The 17,126-nt window shown below is 59.9% G+C and carries 17 protein-coding genes; 11 read left to right on the top strand and 6 right to left on the bottom strand.

What is annotated here, in order from left to right:
* Window positions 1-56 precede the first annotated feature (56 nt).
* From mdh to DSM14862_RS12220, 7 genes are all read left to right on the top strand, one after another.
* Window positions 57-1,019 (top strand): malate dehydrogenase, encoded by a 963-nt coding sequence (gene mdh, locus DSM14862_RS12250; protein ID WP_007117565.1) that lies wholly within the window; start codon window positions 57-59, stop codon window positions 1,017-1,019.
* 244 nt (window positions 1,020-1,263) lie between these two features.
* A complete protein-coding gene (gene sdhC / locus DSM14862_RS12245; protein WP_007117564.1) occupies window positions 1,264-1,647 on the top strand; it encodes a succinate dehydrogenase, cytochrome b556 subunit in 384 nt (127 codons plus the stop codon).
* 11 nt (window positions 1,648-1,658) lie between these two features.
* On the top strand, window positions 1,659-2,030 hold the full coding sequence (sdhD, locus tag DSM14862_RS12240) for a succinate dehydrogenase, hydrophobic membrane anchor protein (RefSeq protein WP_040700195.1): 372 nt from the start codon (window positions 1,659-1,661) through the stop codon (window positions 2,028-2,030).
* Between the two features lie 29 nt (window positions 2,031-2,059).
* Window positions 2,060-3,865, top strand: coding sequence for a succinate dehydrogenase flavoprotein subunit (gene sdhA / locus DSM14862_RS12235; protein WP_007117562.1), 1,806 nt, complete (start codon window positions 2,060-2,062; stop codon window positions 3,863-3,865).
* Window positions 3,865-4,200 carry a hypothetical protein gene (locus DSM14862_RS12230; protein WP_007117561.1) on the top strand — a complete coding sequence of 112 codons (336 nt, stop codon included), beginning with the start codon at window positions 3,865-3,867 and terminating at the stop codon, window positions 4,198-4,200. The genes sdhA and DSM14862_RS12230 overlap by 1 nt, the downstream gene beginning before the upstream one ends.
* A gap of 10 nt (window positions 4,201-4,210) precedes the next feature.
* Complete coding sequence (locus DSM14862_RS12225; RefSeq protein ID WP_007117560.1) at window positions 4,211-4,990, top strand: succinate dehydrogenase iron-sulfur subunit; 780 nt, start codon at window positions 4,211-4,213, stop codon at window positions 4,988-4,990.
* A gap of 54 nt (window positions 4,991-5,044) precedes the next feature.
* A complete protein-coding gene (locus DSM14862_RS12220; protein ID WP_007117559.1) occupies window positions 5,045-5,260 on the top strand; it encodes a hypothetical protein in 216 nt (71 codons plus the stop codon).
* A 127-nt stretch (window positions 5,261-5,387) separates the two neighbouring features.
* Here the strand turns inward: DSM14862_RS12220 and deoD are convergent, their stop codons facing one another.
* The 3 genes from deoD to DSM14862_RS12205 all read right to left on the bottom strand — a co-directional run bounded on the left by deoD (window position 5,388) and on the right by DSM14862_RS12205 (window position 8,692).
* Window positions 5,388-6,092, bottom strand: coding sequence for a purine-nucleoside phosphorylase (gene deoD, locus DSM14862_RS12215; RefSeq protein WP_007117558.1), 705 nt, complete (start codon window positions 6,090-6,092; stop codon window positions 5,388-5,390).
* A 204-nt stretch (window positions 6,093-6,296) separates the two neighbouring features.
* On the bottom strand, window positions 6,297-6,641 hold the full coding sequence (locus DSM14862_RS12210) for an H-NS histone family protein (protein ID WP_007117557.1): 345 nt from the start codon (window positions 6,639-6,641) through the stop codon (window positions 6,297-6,299).
* 83 nt (window positions 6,642-6,724) lie between these two features.
* A complete protein-coding gene (locus tag DSM14862_RS12205; RefSeq protein WP_007117556.1) occupies window positions 6,725-8,692 on the bottom strand; it encodes a protein meaA in 1,968 nt (655 codons plus the stop codon).
* A gap of 167 nt (window positions 8,693-8,859) precedes the next feature.
* On the opposite strand from DSM14862_RS12205, the gene DSM14862_RS12200 reads away from it, so the two are divergent.
* The 4 genes from DSM14862_RS12200 (at window position 8,860) to DSM14862_RS12185 (ending at window position 14,350) form a co-directional block, all read left to right on the top strand.
* Complete coding sequence (locus tag DSM14862_RS12200; protein ID WP_007117555.1) at window positions 8,860-10,257, top strand: 1-acyl-sn-glycerol-3-phosphate acyltransferase; 1,398 nt, start codon at window positions 8,860-8,862, stop codon at window positions 10,255-10,257.
* A 125-nt stretch (window positions 10,258-10,382) separates the two neighbouring features.
* Window positions 10,383-11,663: a crotonyl-CoA carboxylase/reductase gene (gene ccrA / locus DSM14862_RS12195; RefSeq protein WP_007117554.1), complete on the top strand. Its 1,281-nt coding sequence runs from the start codon at window positions 10,383-10,385 to the stop codon at window positions 11,661-11,663.
* Between the two features lie 348 nt (window positions 11,664-12,011).
* Entirely contained in the window at window positions 12,012-12,731 is a 720-nt protein-coding gene (locus DSM14862_RS12190; protein WP_007117553.1) for a helix-turn-helix transcriptional regulator, read from the top strand.
* Between the two features lie 80 nt (window positions 12,732-12,811).
* Complete coding sequence (locus tag DSM14862_RS12185; RefSeq protein ID WP_007117552.1) at window positions 12,812-14,350, top strand: ATP-dependent DNA helicase; 1,539 nt, start codon at window positions 12,812-12,814, stop codon at window positions 14,348-14,350.
* On the opposite strand, the gene DSM14862_RS12180 is transcribed toward DSM14862_RS12185, so the two are convergent.
* From DSM14862_RS12180 to DSM14862_RS12170, 3 genes are all read right to left on the bottom strand, one after another.
* Window positions 14,347-15,114, bottom strand: coding sequence for a TIGR02186 family protein (locus DSM14862_RS12180; RefSeq protein ID WP_007117551.1), 768 nt, complete (start codon window positions 15,112-15,114; stop codon window positions 14,347-14,349). The genes DSM14862_RS12185 and DSM14862_RS12180 overlap by 4 nt on opposite strands.
* Window positions 15,111-16,025: a sulfite exporter TauE/SafE family protein gene (locus DSM14862_RS12175; protein WP_007117550.1), complete on the bottom strand. Its 915-nt coding sequence runs from the start codon at window positions 16,023-16,025 to the stop codon at window positions 15,111-15,113. Before DSM14862_RS12175 ends, DSM14862_RS12180 begins: the two co-directional genes overlap by 4 nt.
* 114 nt (window positions 16,026-16,139) lie before the next feature.
* Window positions 16,140-17,108, bottom strand: a complete 969-nt coding sequence (locus DSM14862_RS12170) for an ABC transporter permease (protein ID WP_007117549.1) — start codon at window positions 17,106-17,108, stop codon at window positions 16,140-16,142.
* Window positions 17,109-17,126 lie beyond the last annotated feature (18 nt).

Here is a 17,126-nt window from a genome sequence, read left to right as displayed (position 1 = left end):
GGACGGTGCATTTCGGTATCTCCGGCGCAAATGAAACCTCTGTCGGAGACATGACCATGGCCAGACCCAAGATAGCGCTTATTGGCGCGGGGCAAATCGGCGGCACTCTCGCCCATCTCGCAGCATTGAAAGAACTGGGCGACGTTGTCCTGTTCGACATCGCCGAGGGGACACCCGAGGGCAAAGCTCTCGATATCGCGTCGTCGGGCCCGTCGGGCAAGTTCGACGCCACCATGTCGGGCACTCAAGATTATGCCGATATCGCAGGCGCAGATGTTTGCATCGTAACTGCTGGTGTGGCCCGCAAGCCGGGCATGAGCCGCGATGACCTGCTGGGCATCAACCTCAAAGTCATGAAGTCCGTGGGTGAGGGCATTGCCAAGCACGCCCCCGACGCTTTCGTGATCTGCATTACCAACCCGCTCGATGCGATGGTCTGGGCGCTGCGCGAATTCTCCGGCCTGCCGCATGAAAAAGTCTGCGGCATGGCAGGTGTGCTTGATTCCGCACGCTTCCGCCACTTCCTCGCCTCCGAGTTCAACGTGTCCATGAAAGACGTCACCGCATTCGTGTTGGGCGGTCATGGCGACACGATGGTGCCGCTGGTGCGTTATTCCACGGTTGCCGGTATTCCGCTGCCTGATCTGGTAAAGATGGGCTGGACCACGCAAGACAAGCTCGATGCGATCGTGCAGCGTACCCGTGACGGCGGTGCCGAAATCGTTGGCCTGCTGAAAACTGGTTCGGCTTTCTACGCGCCCGCGACTTCCGCGATTGAGATGGCGGAAAGCTATCTGAAAGACCAAAAACGCGTGCTGCCTTGCGCCGCCTATGTTGACGGCGCCTACGGTCTGAACGGTTTCTACGTGGGCGTGCCCACAGTGATCGGCGCCGGTGGTATTGAGCGTGTTGTCGAGATTTCGATGAACAAAGACGAGCAGACCATGTTCGACAATTCCGTGACCGCGGTTAAAGGTCTGGTTGAAGCCTGCAAAGGCATCGACGAAAGCCTCGCGTAAGCCATTCATGGCTTGAGATTGAAAAGCGCGTCCCTTGGGGCGCGCTTTTTTCGTTGGGGCATGTGGTGGTCCCGTTTGTGATCACACGTCAATCTGCTGTGATCACAAATATGCACCCTAAAGCCGCAGCCCATCATTTTTCCGCTAAATGACCGGCCAAATCCCGCAGATTCTCGGGAGTTCCCCGTGACAGTCCCGTAAAAACCGCTATCAAGATGCAAAGCACAGGACAAAGGACCGCGCCATGGCCGATGTGAACCGGGGTAACCGCCCGCTTTCCCCGCATATGACAATCTACCGCCCGCAATTGACCTCCATGACTTCGATCCTCACGCGGATCACTGGCAACGCGATGCTGATCACCGCGCTGCTGATCGTCTGGTGGTTCCTCGCCGCGGCCACGTCGGTTGAGTATTTCGATACGGTTAACGGGATCATGACCAGCTGGTTCGGTGACTTGGTCTTCACCCTGTCGCTCTTGGGCCTGTGGTATCACACGCTCGCCGGCATCCGGCACCTGATCTGGGACACGGGCCGCATGCTTGACGTGCCGACCGCTGAGAAGCTGGGCATCGCCGCGCTGATCGGGTCAGTCGTCCTGACCGTCCTGACCGTCATCATCGTTTGAGGAGCGAAACAATGGCTTATATGACAGACCGCAAACGCGCCCTCGGCCTCGGCTCGGCCAAAACCGGCACCGCGCATTTCTGGGCGATGAAAGTCTCCTCGCTGGCACTTTTGGTGTTGATCCCGCTTTTCGTCTTTACCTTCGGCAGTGCCCTTGGCGGCACCTATGAGGAAATCCTCGCCTATTACGCGCGGCCTTTCCCGGCCATCGTGGCGGCGCTGACGCTGATCGTAGGCTTCAAGCACTTCAATGACGGCGTGCAGGTGCTGATCGAGGACTATGTCCACGGCCTTGCCAATAAAATCGCCATCATCGTGATGACCATCATCAGCTACGGCGCAGCAGCAGTCGGCGTCTTCGCCATTGCCAAGCTCGCCCTGTAAACAATCCGCCCAAACGGGAGACCGATTAAATGGCAGCATATGAATATGAAACCCACGAATATGACGTTGTCGTGGTGGGGGCAGGCGGTGCTGGCCTGCGCGCGACATTGGGCATGGCGGAGCAGGGGCTGCGCACGGCTTGTATCTCCAAGGTTTTCCCAACCCGCTCGCACACCGTAGCGGCGCAGGGCGGCATTGCGGCGTCGCTGAGCAACATGGGACCGGACAACTGGCAGTGGCATATGTATGACACGGTCAAAGGCTCTGACTGGCTGGGCGACACGGATGCGATGGAATACCTCGCCCGCGAAGCGCCCAAGGCGGTTTACGAGCTGGAACACTACGGCGTGCCGTTTTCGCGCACCGAAGAGGGCAAGATCTACCAGCGCCCCTTTGGCGGCCACACCACTGAATTTGGCGAAGGCCCGCCCGTGCAGCGCACCTGTGCCGCCGCTGACCGGACCGGCCACGCGATCCTGCACACGCTTTACGGCCAGTCGCTAAAGCAGAAGGCCGAGTTCTTCATCGAATACTTCGCCATCGACCTCATCATGTCGGATGACGGTGTTTGCCAAGGCGTGCTCTGCTGGAAGCTGGACGACGGCACCATGCACCTGTTCAGCGCCAAGATGGTGGTGCTGGCGACCGGCGGCTATGGCCGTGCGTATTTCTCGGCCACCTCGGCCCACACCTGCACCGGCGACGGTGGCGGCATGGCGGCCCGTGCGGGCCTGCCGCTGCAAGACATGGAATTCGTGCAGTTCCACCCCACCGGCATCTATGGTGCGGGTTGCCTGATCACCGAAGGCGCGCGGGGCGAGGGCGGTTACCTCACCAACTCCGAAGGCGAGCGTTTCATGGAGCGCTACGCGCCGACGTATAAAGACCTCGCCAGCCGCGACGTTGTCTCGCGCTGCATGACCATGGAAATCCGCGAAGGCCGTGGTGTGGGCGAGAACAAAGACCACATCCACCTGCACCTGAACCACCTGCCACCCGAAACGCTGGACCTGCGCCTGCCGGGCATCTCTGAATCCGCGCGTATCTTTGCGGGTGTGGACCTGACGAAAGAGCCGATCCCGGTTCTGCCCACGGTGCACTACAACATGGGCGGCATCCCCACGAACTACTGGGGCGAAGTGCTGAACCCAACGGCGGACAACCCCGACGCCATCGCGCCCGGCCTGATGGCTGTGGGCGAGGCGGGCTGTGCCTCCGTGCATGGTGCGAACCGCTTGGGCTCCAACTCGCTCATCGACCTTGTGGTCTTTGGCCGCGCCGCCGCGATCCGCGCTGCCAAGATCGTTGATCCCGAGACTGCCGTGCCAACGGCAAACCCGGCCTCCGTCGCGAAAGCCTTTGACCGCTTCGACGGTCTGCGCCACGCCAAGGGCGGCACGCCCACGGCGGAACTGCGCCTTGAGATGCAAAAGACCATGCAGGCCGATGCTGCTGTCTTCCGCACCGATAAGACGCTGGAAGAGGGCCGCGAGAAGATGATCGAGGTCGCGGGCAAGCTCAACGATCTGCATGTCACCGACCGCAGCCTCGTGTGGAACTCGGACCTGATGGAGACGCTGGAGCTGACCAACCTGATGCCCAACGCCACCGCCACCATCACCGCCGCCGCCGCGCGTAAGGAAAGCCGAGGCGCACACGCGCATGAGGACTACCCGGATCGCAACGACGACGAATGGCGCAAGCACTCGCTGGCATGGTTCGAAGGCAATGACGCGAAACTCACCTACCGCGCCGTGCACCTCGACCCGCTGACCAAAGAAGACGAGGGCGGGATCGACATGAAAAAGATCGCCCCCAAGGCACGGGTGTATTGATGCTGCGCACCGTACTCATTGCAGCCAGCCTCACGGCGCTCACGGCCTGTGTCGAAGTGCAGCAGGTGGTGGATGACACCGCCCGCCAAGGCTCCAAAGGCGTGGTGACCGAGATTTTGGCCACCCGCTTCCCGCAGGTGCCGAAACAGCTGATCACCCCCTTCACGGATTGCATCATCGACAATGCCGACGCGCTGGAACTGCGCGAACTGGCCCGCGCCGCTGTTGTCGGCGTGGAGGACACCACAACGGGCACCGTGCGCACGATCCTGTCGCGCCCCGAGACCCGATCCTGCCTGCTGGCCGCCGCGCCCGCAGCCGGCATGACGCTTTAGGAGACGCACAATGGTTCAACTGACGCTTCCAAAAAACTCCCGCATGACCAGCGGTAAAACGTGGCCCAAGCCTGCAGGTGCCACCAACCTGCGCGAGTTCCATGTCTATCGTTGGAACCCAGACGACGGGAAAAACCCTGCGCTGGATACTTACTTCGTCGATATGGACGATTGCGGCCCGATGATCCTTGATGCGCTGATCAAGATCAAAAACGAGATCGACCCCACGCTGACCTTCCGCCGCTCGTGCCGCGAAGGCATCTGCGGCTCCTGCGCGATGAACATCGACGGGATCAACACGCTGGCCTGCACCTACGGCATGGAAGAGATCAACGGCGTGGTCAAAATCTACCCGCTGCCGCATATGCCGGTGGTCAAGGATTTGATCCCTGACCTGACCCACTTCTACGCCCAGCACGCCAGCATCCAGCCTTGGCTGGAAACAGAGACGCCCGAGCCGCGCAAAGAGTGGAAACAGTCGATCGACGACCGCGCCAAACTTGACGGTCTCTATGAGTGCATCATGTGCGCCTGCTGCTCGACATCCTGCCCCAGCTACTGGTGGAACGGCGACCGCTACCTCGGGCCAGCAGCGCTGCTGCACGCCTACCGCTGGATCATCGACAGCCGCGATGAAGCCACGGGCGAGCGTCTGGACGAGTTGGAAGACCCCTTCAAACTCTACCGCTGCCACACGATCATGAACTGCGCCAAGACCTGCCCCAAGGGCCTGAACCCGGCAGCAGCGATTGCCAATATCAAGAAACTGATGGTCGAACGGACCGTCTGATCAACACCGTCTGACAACAAGGCCCGGCCAAGCGCCGGGCCTTTGGTTTGCACCATGATCCTGCCATTCGTCATCATAATCGTCTTCGTTGTCGTGATGATCTTTGCCCGGCGCAACGCAGCCACACGCGACTGCCGCTGGCGCGAAGACCGCACAGGCGACAAGGGGAGCTTGCGCAAATACAACTGCATCGCCTGCGGGGCCGAAGCTTACCGCAGCGAAGGGCCGCCTGATCGCTGCCTCAAAGGGCTCGATGCACCGCGCCTGTAAGCCGCGCTCAACGTGTCGCCCAAACAAACGCGCCTAACATCCACCACTACAAAGGCAAAAGGCGCGACCTTGCCGCGCCTTTTCATCCTTTTTCAAATACCGTCCGCACTCTCAGCAGGCGTGACCTTCAGGCAAATGCCGCTTCCAGCGCAATCTCAACCATATCGCCAAAGCTCTTCTCGCGGTCCTCTGAAGGCAACGCCTCACCAGTCTGCAGATGATCGCTTACGGTTAATACCGCCAGCGCCCGACGCTTGTGCCGCGCGGCCAGCGTATAAAGTTCAGCTGCTTCCATTTCGACGCCCAGAATACCGTGCCGGACCATCTGCTCATCCAGATCAGGACGTTCGGCATAGAAGACATCCGAGGAATAGATGCCACCCACATGGGTTTTGGCATCCATTTTCTCAGCAGCCGTCACAGCAGCGCGCAAAAGCCCCCAATCGGCACAGGGGGCGTAGTTCAACTCACGAAAAATACCGGAGGAGGGAGAGGTGATTGTGCTGGCTGTCATGGCGATGATCACGTCGCGAATGCCGACATGGGGCTGCATTCCCCCGCACGAACCAATACGGATCAAGGTCTGGGCGCCATATTCCATCATCAATTCATTGGCGTAGATCGACAGCGACGGCATGCCCATGCCGGACCCTTGGATCGTTACACGGTTGCCGCGCCAAGTTCCGGTAAAGCCCAACATGCCGCGCACTTCGTTGACCAGTTCGGCCCCTTCAAGAAAGGTCTCTGCCGCCCATTTTGCACGGTATGGGTCGCCGGGCATCAATACGGTTTCAGCGATATCGCCGGGTTTTGCGCCAATATGGACGGTCATTTCTATCTCCTGATGTTTGGCGCATTTTGCCTGTGAGGCGCGCGGTTCACAAGGGTAGTGATGGGCCGCCCGGGGGATAACGTGATGTCGTCATGGGGCCCGGCAAAACCGTGCCGCGTTCATTTCGGAAATTGAATTCTCACAAAAAAAGACGCCAATGAAATCTAATTCATCGGCGTCCAATTCCCGCAAATCGAGAATAGTTTAGAGCCGCATCGAGTCTGGATCGGTGCCGTTTTCTACCTGGGCGAGAAACCAATTCGGTTGGCGGCCTTTTCCAGTCCAAGTCTGCGAAGAGTTTTCGGGATTGGCGAACTGGGGTTTCGATTTCGGCCCAGCAGCAACCTTGCGCGGCTTTTTCGCTTTCTTTGGTTCAGGTTTGTCGTCTGCCAAGTCGTTGAGGGAAAAGCCATATTCTGCCGCTGCCTTCTCGGCCGCTTTGCGTGCAGCACGCCGCTCGCGTGTCTGCGCCGCCTGCAACGCCTTTTTGACATCCGACAGAAGTTTCTCCAGATCCTTGCGGCTCATGGATTTCAGGTCTTTTTCCATATCTGCTTTTTCCTTTTCCAGATTGTGCTGGTACGGGAATTATAGAGCGAAATAGTTAATTGCACGAAAATTTTTGTGTCAACTCACTCGGCGGCAACTGCGGCAGGGTCTGCGAGCGTTATGATATCGTTCATAATGACGTTCAATTCAAAGTCCTTTGGCGTATAAACCTGCGCCACCCCGGCGGCCCGCAAACGGATTGCATCGGCTTCGGGAATAATACCGCCGACGATAACCGGGATATGGTTTAGCCCGGCGTCGCGCATACGTTTCATCAGGTCTTCGACCAGCGGCACATGCGAGCCAGAAAGAATTGAAAGACCGACCACATGGGCCTCTTCTGCTTGGGCCGCTTCAACAATTTCTGCAGGGGTGAGGCGGATGCCTTCATAGCTGATGTCCATGCCGCAATCGCGGGCGCGCACGGCGATTTGTTCGGCCCCGTTGGAATGGCCATCAAGCCCCGGTTTGCCGACAAGGAACTTAAGCCTGCGACCCAAACGATCGCTGACGGCATCTACGGCGTCGCGCAAATCTTCCAACCCTTCGGTTCTGTTGGACTGACCTGCGGAAACCCCTGTTGGTCCACGGTATTCTCCGTGAACGGCGCGCATCTGTGCGGCCCATTCACCTGTGGTGACACCGGCTTTGGCCGCGGTGATAGACGCAGGCATGATATTGTCGCCCGCACTGGCTGCGGCGCGCAGATCGGCCAGCGCCTGTTTGACCGCACCCTCATCCCGCGCCCCGCGCCATGCCTCAAGACGGGCCAGCTGATCGGCCTCAGCCCCCGGATCGGATTGCATGATATCCCCGGCGCCGGTCATCAATGGAGAGGGGGCACCCTGCTGCCATTTATTAACACCAACCACGATCGTTTCACCGCTTTCAATCCGGCGTAGGCGGTCGGCGTTGCTTTCGACCAGACGGCCTTTCATGTAGTCAATCGCGGAAATGGCACCGCCCATTCCGTCCAAGTTCGCCAATTCGGCGCGCGCGCCTTCTTTAAGTAATTCGACCTTGGCATCGACCGCTGGGTTGCCATCGAAAAGATCGTCGAATTCCAACAGGTCGGTTTCATGGGCCATGATCTGTTGCATGCGCATTGACCATTGCTGGTCCCAGGGCCGGGGCAGGCCGAGCGCTTCGTTCCATGCGGGCAATTGCACGGCACGGGCGCGGGCCTTTTTCGAAAGCGTCACAGCCAGCATTTCAATGAGAATACGGTAAACGTTATTTTCGGGCTGTTGTTCGGTCAGGCCAAGCGAATTGACCTGCACCCCATAGCGGAAACGGCGAAATTTCGGATCTTCCACGCCATAACGCTCACGGCAGATTTCGTCCCAAAGGTCTACGAAAGCACGCATTTTGCACATCTCTGTGACAAAGCGGATGCCGGCGTTCACGAAAAAGGAAATACGCCCCACCAATTGTGGAAAATCTTCGGCAGGGACACGGGGCTTTAGTGCGTCAAGCACGGCAGTGGCGGTGGCGAGAGCGAATGCCAATTCCTGCTCTGGCGTCGCGCCGGCCTCTTGCAGGTGATAGGAACAGACGTTCATCGGGTTCCATTTCGGCACGTTCTTATAACAATACTCGGCCACATCCGCGATCATCTTGAGCGACGGTGCGGGCGGGCAGATATAGGTGCCCCGGCTGAGGTATTCTTTTATCAGATCGTTTTGCACTGTGCCTTGTAGGGCCGTGACATCCGCGCCCTGTTCCTCGGCCACGGCGATATAAAGCGCCAGCAGCCAAGGGGCCGTCGCATTGATCGTCATAGACGTATTCATCTGCTCAAGTGGAATTCCGTCAAATAGCGCGCGCATATCGCCAAGATGGTTTACCGGCACGCCGACTTTGCCAACCTCTCCGCGGCTCAACACATGGTCGCTGTCATAGCCCGTTTGGGTTGGCAGATCGAAAGCAACCGACAGGCCAGTTTGACCGCGTTCAAGATTCGAGCGGTAGAGCGCGTTGGATGCAGCGGCGGTGGAATGGCCCGCATAGGTACGAATGAGCCAGGGGCGGTCTTTCTGCGGTTGCGTCATCGGGGGCCTCTTGAATCGGTTTGGCAATAAAGTTGCGTTACACCGTTGATAGGGGAAACAATATGCCGCTGTCAATTCGCTGCGTTGCGGCATCACCTGTGCCGCTGCGGCGCATGCAGAAACAGATACATATTGTTCTCTCAGCCCCGCGCTGTAAGGGTTAAGCCATGACGCAGACCGTGCAATTGCCCCTTTGGCTGTTCATCCTCATCGTGGTTTTCGCAGCCGTCACGGCGCTGAGCCACTTTCTGTTGCCTTCGGTGCGCTGGTTCTTTCGCCGGCGGCTGGAGCGCGCGGTGGCGCGGTTGAACAAACGGCTGACCCGACCCATTGAGCCGTTCAAGCTGGCGCGGCGGCACGATATGATCCAGCGGTTGATCTATGATCCGGAGGTCAGCCAAGAGATCGTAAACTACGCCCGCAGCAATGGCGTGCCGGAGAACGTCGCCTTTCAAAAAGCCCGCGAATACGCCCGTGAGATCGTGCCGCGCTTTTCGGCATTTGCCTATTTTAGCTTTGGCATCCGGCTGGCGCGGCTTTTGGCCAATGCGGTTTACCGGATCGAAACGGCAGAGAGCAACGAGACGACTTTTGCCGCTCTGCCGCGCGACGCGACGGTGGTTTTCGTGATGAACCACCGCTCGAACATGGATTACATGCTGGTGACCTATCTCGCGGCCCGCTCTTCGGCGCTGAGCTATGCGGTGGGGGAATGGGCGCGGGTCTGGCCGCTGAGCATTTTGATCCGCTCTTTGGGCGCTTACTTTATCCGGCGGCGATCGCGCGGGGCGCTCTATCGTAAGGTGTTGGCACGCTATGTGCAGATGGCCACGGCTGGCGGTGTGACGCAGGCGTTTTATCCCGAAGGGGGGCTCAGCTTGACCGGCGCGTTGCAGCCGCCCAAGGTGGGGTTGCTGTCTTATGTGGTGGAAGGGTTCGACCCCGAAGGCGAGCGCGACATCATCTTTGTACCTGTTGCGATTAACTATGACCGGGTGCTGGAAGACCGCGTGTTGATCGCCGCCGGGCAGCGGGGCGACCGACGCTTTGGCGCGCGGATCACGGTGATTGTGGGGTTCGTCCTGCGCAAGATGTGGCGGCGGATGCGTGGGCATGACACGCGGTTTGGCACCGCTGCGGTGACTTTTGGCGATCCGCTGTCCTTGCGACGCGCGGGCGCGGATGTGTCGGTCACTGAGCTTTCTGAAATATTGATGGACCGGATCGCGCAGGCGATGCCGGTGCTGACCGTGCCCCTGATCGCGCGGGTGATGTTGCAGGAATCCGCGCCGTTAAATCACGCCGATCTGCTTGCGAAAGTAGAGGCCACGCTGCAGCAGATGCCAGTACGCAACCGCGTGCCGAAACCTGATGTTCTGCCTGACCGTGTTGCCCGTGCCGCTGCCCGGCTGAAAAAACGCGGCGTCATTTTTGAGACTGAGCATGGGCTGCAAGTGGTGGCAGGGCAGGAGCCGGTTTTGGCGTTCTATGCGAATTCTATTGCGCATTTCACCAACGGGGATGCTGCACCTGCGGCGCAAAATGCTGCAACCGCTGGGTCATAAAATTACAAAAGTAGACTTGTAGGGGTTGCAATGTTGCGCGGCGGATCATATTCCAAAGGGGAGCCGCCGCGATTCTGCAGTGCGGCACAGACTTTGTAGACACCGATCACCGGCAGGAGGCCCACATGGCACTGGATACGAAACACGCCGACTATGACGCCCCGCAAAAAGACCTGTATGAAGTGGGCGAAATGCCCCCGATGGGTCACGTCCCGAAACAGATGTATGCTTGGGCCATCCGCCGCGAGCGTCACGGCGATCCGGACAGCGCGATGTTGCAGGAAGTTGTTGATGTGCCAGAGCTCGACAGCCAAGACGTGCTGGTTTTGGTCATGGCGGCAGGGATCAACTATAACGGTGTCTGGGCCGCGCGTGGCGTGCCGATCAGCCCTTTTGACGGTCACGGCCAGCCCTATCACATTGCGGGTTCGGATGCTTCGGGCATCGTTTGGGCGGTGGGTGACAAGGTCACGCGCTGGAAGGTCGGCGACGAGGTGGTGATCCACTGCAACCAAGACGACGGCGACGATGAGGAATGCAACGGCGGCGACCCGATGTATTCTTCCAGCCAGCGGATCTGGGGCTATGAGACTCCGGATGGGTCATTCTCGCAGTTCACCCGCGTTCAAAGCCAACAGCTTATGCCGCGCCCTAAGCATCTGACTTGGGAGGAGAGTGCGTGCTACACGCTGACGCTGGCCACCGCTTACCGGATGCTTTTTGGCCATGAACCGCATGACCTGAAGCCCGGTCAGAACGTGTTGGTCTGGGGCGCGTCCGGTGGCTTGGGCTCCTATGCAATCCAGCTGATCAACACGGCAGGCGCCAATGCGATTGGCGTCATCTCGGACGAAAGCAAACGCCAGTTCGTGATGGATCTGGGGGCGAAGGGCGTCTTGAACCGCAAAGATTTCAACTGCTGGGGCCAATTGCCCACGGTGAACACGCCGGAATACAAAGAATGGTTCAATGAGACTCGCAAGTTCGGCAAAGCCATCTGGGACATCACCGGCAAGGGTGTGAACGTCGATATGGTGTTCGAACACCCCGGCGAGGCGACCTTCCCGGTGTCTACCTTCGTGGTGAAAAAAGGCGGCATGGTCGTGATCTGCGCGGGCACCTCGGGTTTCAACTTAACCTTTGACGTGCGCTATATGTGGATGCACCAGAAGCGTTTGCAGGGCAGCCACTTTGCCCACCTGAAGCAGGCAAGTGCCGCCAACAAACTGATGATGGAACGCCGCCTTGACCCCTGCATGTCAGAGGTCTTTAGCTGGGCTGATCTGCCTGAGGCGCATATGAAGATGATGCGCAATGAGCATAAGCCGGGCAACATGTCTGTCTTGGTGCAGGCCCCGACGACCGGACTGCGTACACTCGAAGACGCGGTGATGGCCCGCGACTAAGCCTGACCCATTGACGAAATTAGGAACCCCCGTGGCCTTGGCTGCGGGGGTTTTCGTTTGCCCCTCAGGGGAAGCAGAGGCTTAGGCGCAGCCGGCCCCGCCATTTAAGGGGGGGTAAAATGCGCGGATGGTGCGAAATCACGTACATGCTATGGTTGTATTAATCTGCCATTAACTAAAACCGGGCGACGCTCATGCAAGACGATTGGATATTGGACGTATTGGCCGATCTTAGGGCTTTCGCTACGGCAAACCATCTGCCCCGCACGGCGGAGCAGTTGGACGACGCGGCGCTTATTGCTCTGGCTGAAATGTCCGCGCAGCGCGAGAGGATCGCAGGCAGGCCGCATGAAAATAGAGCCGCATCTGGAACAGATTTGGGAAAGGCTGGCTCAGGCTGATGGGCAGGCCGCGCTTGGGCAGGTAAGCGAAGCCCTGCGCGACCACTATGGCATTTTGCATGTTGTCTATCATTGGATTGACACGGCGGGCGAACAGTATGGCTGCGGCACCTATGGGGCGCTCTGGTCTGATCGGTACCACGAACACAACTACCTGCGCATCGATCCGGTGGTCAGCGGCTGCTATCGCCGGTTTGAGCCGGTGGATTGGAAAGACCTAGATTGGACCTCGCGGGCGGCGCGAAAATTCCGCCGGGACGCATCGGATCATGGCGTGGGCAATCAAGGGTTTTCGGTGCCTGTACGCGGGCCGCATGGGCAGTTTGCGCTGTTTACGACAAACCACAGCTGCACCGATGCCCTTTGGTCAAGTTTCACCGCCCGGCACCGGCGCGATTTGATCTGGGCGGCACATTGTTTCAACGAAAAAGCGCTCGCGCTTGCGCCGAACCGCAGGCCGGGGGCGGTGCAGGCGTTGTCCCCCCGCGAGGTGGACGCAATGACGCTATTGGCGGTGGGCTATAACCGCGCGCAGGTGGCTCAGCGGTTATCAATCTCGGAACACACGCTGCGCGCCTATGTGGAAAGCGCTCGGTTCAAATTGGGTGCCTCAAACACGACCCATGCCGTCGCGCGGGCGCTAAGCCGGGGATTGATCGTCGTCTGAGCAGGATATTTGCGCGGAATCACGAGCGGGCAGGGCGAAGCCATCTGGCCCCCGGCGCGGGGCTCAATTAGGGTCGCCCAATGACATCTACCGCGCTCACCTATTCCGAAGACCAAGCCGCCGCCCATGATAAGGTGGCTGAAATGCTGCGCTCTGCGGGCATTGATCTGGACGATTCATTGTTGATGCCGCCTGCAGGCGGGCCGGATCAGGTGATGGCGGTGACGGGCAAGGCCGGATCGGGCAAAACGCTGCTGCTGGCCGAGCTTTACCGCGCTTTGGAAGCGGCGGGCGTGGACATCGTTTCGGGCGATTATGAATCGCGCAAGAAGCGTGAGAAACGCACGCTGGCGATCCTTGCGCCGACGAACAAAGCAGCAAGCGTGCTGCGCTTGCGCGGCGTGCCTGCGACGACGATCCACCGCATTCTCTACACACCGGTTTACCACCCCGAATACGAGCACATCGCCGAATGGCTGACCGGGAACGGTGAGAAACCTAACATTGAGGGACTTAGCGATATCGCCCTTGACCGAGCTGCCGCGTTTTTCGCAAACAACAAATCTGTGCCGGGCGCCTTGGCGGCAGCGGGCTTGCGCGGCAGTGATTTCATCACCGGGTGGAAGCGCCGCGAAGACCCGCTAGATATCGGATTTGTCGACGAAAGCTCGATGCTGGATGACAAGCAGTTCGAAGACCTGAAAGAGATTTTCCCGACGCTGCTGCTGTTCGGCGATCCTGCGCAGTTGGCCCCGGTCGGGCAGTCGGGCACGATGGTATTTGAGAAGCTGCCCGAGAAACGGGTGCTGAACCTTAACCGCATCCACCGGCAGCAAGCGGACAACCCGATCCTCGATCTGGCCCATGCGCTGGCCGATCCTCAGCTTGAGTTTCATGACTTTGAGCGGATGATCGAAGACGCCGCGCGCAAAGATGACCGGGTGGTCTGGGGCCAGCGGGTTGAGGTTGATCTAATGGCGCGCAGCCCGGTGCTGGTCTGGCGCAATGCGACGCGTATCCGGCTGATCAACGCCTTCCGCGCGGTCCACGGCGCGCCCGAAGATGCGCTGCTGGCCGGGGAGCCGCTGATCTGCGACGGGATCGAACTGCCGCTGAAACACCGCAAAAAACGCCTCGACCTAGAGGCGCGCGGTCTGATCAAAGGCGCGCAGGTGGTTTATCTGGGCGAGGGGCGCAAGCCGGGGTTCAGCCGACTGCACGTCCTCGGTGCCGAAGACCCGCAGGTGAGTGCCGCGTCGATCGTGAAGATTGAAAAACCGGATGAGGAAGAGCCCTTTATCCCCTTCGCCGCACGCATGGGGGCAACCTTTCTGCACGGCGCTGCTGTGACGATCCATAAGGCGCAGGGCAGCCAATGGGAAAGCGTGCAGGTCTTTGCGCCCGATCTTTATGCTGCCGCGCGTATGGGGCGAAGTGAGGCCGGGCAACCGCTGTGGAAACGCCTTGCCTATGTTGCCATCACCCGCGCGCAGGAGCGTCTGATCTGGGTGGTGCGCAATCGGCTTAGCAAACCATCTGGGCCGCTGCGCGTCGATGATCTGCGCGCCGCTCCGGCTGCGGCCTTGACGCTGGAAGCAACCGAGGACGGCGCGGCTTAGCGGCGCAGTAATCCGAAGACGGCAGAGGCAACCCAGCCCGCCGAAACGGCGATAAACAGCGACAGCAGCCCGTAGATAAACGCTTGTTCGTGGGCGAGGTTGAACAGCCACCGTTCCATCCCGACCTTGCGCACGTCGATCACCGTCTCATATTGCGCGACCACATCGCCGCCACGGGTCAAGAAGATGCGCGTGTCATAGGCGCCTTCGGTGAGGGAGGCAGGCAGGGCAACGGCGGCGCGGAAGAGGGTCTGTTCGTCAACCTTCACGCCGTCTTCGATGACTTGGTAAAGGTTCGAAGCCGTGCGCACGCGGATTAGGGCTTCGGTGAATTTAACCGGGTTTTCGATCTCCATCGGGGCCCCGACCGAGCGGATGGCGCGGGGGATGGAGATGCGGTGGCGCAGGTCTTCGATGCGTTTTAGCACTTCGGACAGCGGGCCAGAGGTGACCACCGCATAGAAGCTCGGCGCGCGGTCGACCTCGACAGCGTCCACGTTGACCCAGATGCCAAACCGCCGCTCCTTGCGCCGTACCATGATCGGCATTGAGGGGCCGGAGACGGTGACCACAACCTCAAGCGGCGCGCCTTCGGGGATCGGGGTTTCACGTTTGACAGCGCCGTAGACGAGGATCTCTGAGCCGTCGAAATTGGTGGTGATGGAGACTTCGGCCTGACTGAGGCCCAGCACGATCTCCTCTTCCGCCGTGGCGGTGAGAGCTGTGAACAACAGGCCAACGAATGCGAAAACTGCGCGGATCATTCTGCCGCCACCGGGCTGAGGGAGTAAAGCTCGGCCGGCTCCAACAGCAGATCAAGTGCCAGCTTGCCGCTGACCGCGAGGACCAGCACCGCCAGCAAAATACGCAGCTGTTCGGCCTGCATCCGCACGCCGATCCGCGTGCCCACCTGCGCGCCCAACACCCCGCCGACCAGCAACAGCACCGCCAGCACGATGTCGACCGTCTGGTTGGTGGTCGCGTGCAGCATGGTGGTAAAGCCAGTCACGAAAATGATCTGCAACAGCGAGGTGCCAATCACGACCTTGGTCGGCATGCCGAGCAGATAGATCATCGCGGGCACCATGATGAAGCCACCGCCGACGCCCATAATGGCCGAGAGCATCCCGACCGCTGCGCCAACCAACACGGGCGGGATCACCGAGATATAAAGACCCGAAACGCGGAAACGCAGTTTGAATGGCAGACCGTGAACCCAGTAATGCTTTTTGCGTTGCACGCGCCCGCCCTTACGGCTGCGGCGGATGGCGCGGAGCGATTCAAAGAACATCAGCCCGCCGATGATGCCCAAAAATATCACGTAGCAAAGGGTCACCAGCAGATCGACCTGTCCGAGCGACTTTAGGTAGTTAAAGATGAACATGCCGATGCCGGAGCCGATCAAACCCCCGGCCAGCAGCACCCAGCCCATTCGGAAATCTACCGTGCGTCGTTTCAGATGCGCCAGCAGCGCCGAAAAAGACGACGCGACGATCTGGTTGGTCGAGGTGGCCACGGCCACGGCAGGTGGGATGCCGACAAAGAAGAGCAGCGGCGTGATCAGAAATCCGCCGCCGACGCCAAACATGCCTGATAAGATGCCCACGATCCCGCCCAATCCCAGAAGGAGAAAGGCGTTAACCGATACTTCGGCGATGGGCAGGTAGATTTGCATGACGTTTCCTAGCCCTGAACGGCTGCGCGATTCAAGATAGCGTGTCGCAGTGATGCGACCCTTAGAATATGTTGCGCCGATCCAGCCCTCGGGTGCAAGGGCTGGAGAGGTTTGTCAGCGTTCTTTCACATAGGGTTCGCCGCCCGCACGGGGCGGGATCGCTTTGCCCACGAAGCCTGCAAGGATCACCACCGTCATCAGATAGGGCAGTGCACCCAAGAGCTGGCCTTGAACCTTGATGCCAATGACCGATTGGATCACGTCAGGCCGGGTCTCCAGCGCGCCGAAGAGGCCAAAGAGCAGGGTGGCCCAAAGCGCGTACCACGGGCGCCATTTGGCAAAGATTAATGCGGCGAGGGCGATGAAGCCCCGGCCTGCGGACATGTCTTTGACAAAGCCTGCCTGAAGCGCAGTGCTGAGGTACGCCCCCGCCACGCCGCAGAGCAGCCCGGCAATGCCGACAGCCGCATAGCGCAGACCGACGACCGAGACGCCAGCGGTGTCCACGGCGGCAGGGTTCTCGCCCACGGCACGCAGGCGCAGGCCAAAGCGCGTGCGGAATAGGATCCACCATGTCAGCGGCACAGCGAGGAAGGCGGCGTAGACCAAGATTGAATGGCCTGAGATCAGTTCTTCGTAGAGCGGGCCGAGGAAGGGGACATCTTCCACAGCTTTAGCGAAGGGCAGGGTGATCGGCTCAAACCGCGCGCCGCCAAAGAGCGACGGGGTGCGGCCGCCTTGGGCGAACCAGTCTTGGGCGATCAGGACGGTCATGCCCGCGGCGAGGAAGTTGATCGCCACACCGGAAATCAACTGGTTGCCGCGAAAGGTGATTGAGGCCAGCCCGTGCACAGCGCTGAGCACCATGGAGGCCCCGATGCCCGCGGCGAGGCCGAGCCAGACCGAGCCGGTGATCGACGCCAGCGCCGCCGAGAAGAAGGCGGCGGCCAGCATCTTGCCCTCAAGCCCGATGTCAAAGACACCCGCGCGTTCGGAAAACAGACCGGCAAGGCAGGCCAGAAGCAGCGGTGTGGCAAGACGCACGGTGCTATCGAGCAGTTGGATGAGCGTGATATAGTCCATAGGTCAGACCCGCTTTCT

This window comes from Sulfitobacter indolifex, from assembly GCF_022788655.1.
GTDB classification, from domain to species: Bacteria; Pseudomonadota; Alphaproteobacteria; order Rhodobacterales; family Rhodobacteraceae; genus Sulfitobacter; species Sulfitobacter indolifex.
This window is presented reverse-complemented; position numbering and strand designations above follow the sequence as displayed.